At 59.9% G+C, this 416-nt stretch carries 1 protein-coding gene; it reads left to right on the top strand.

Annotation, left to right across the window (positions count from 1 at the left end):
- Positions 1–416 (top strand): P-type ATPase (locus tag JNB62_RS19050; RefSeq protein ID WP_445299346.1); only part of this gene is annotated, 416 nt, incomplete at both ends.

Raw genomic sequence — 416 nt, forward strand, 5'->3', positions numbered from 1 at the left:
GTGCATGGCCGCATTGCGGTCTACTTCGAAGCCGCTGCCGTCATCATTTCACTGACGCTGCTCGGCCAGATTTTCGAATTGAAGGCACGTTCGCAGACTTCGGCCGCCATCAAGTCGCTGCTTGGCCTGGCACCCAAAACGGCACGTCGCATCAAGCCGGATGGCAGCGAGGAGGATATTCCGCTCACGCACGTGCATGTCGGCGACTTGCTGCGAATTCGACCGGGCGAGAAGGTGCCAACCGATGGCGTCGTGACCGAAGGAGCAAGCGCCATCAACGAATCGATGATCACCGGTGAGCCATTGCCCGTTTCCAAGCGCCCTGGCGACCACGTGATCGGTGCCACGCTCAATACGTCGGGTAGCCTGGTAATGCGCTCGGAAAAAGTCGGTGCCCAAACGGTGCTGTCGCAGAT

It is taken from the genome of Microbacterium jejuense (genome assembly GCF_019511665.1).
In the GTDB taxonomy this organism is placed as follows: domain Bacteria; phylum Actinomycetota; class Actinomycetes; order Actinomycetales; family Microbacteriaceae; genus Microbacterium; species Microbacterium jejuense_A.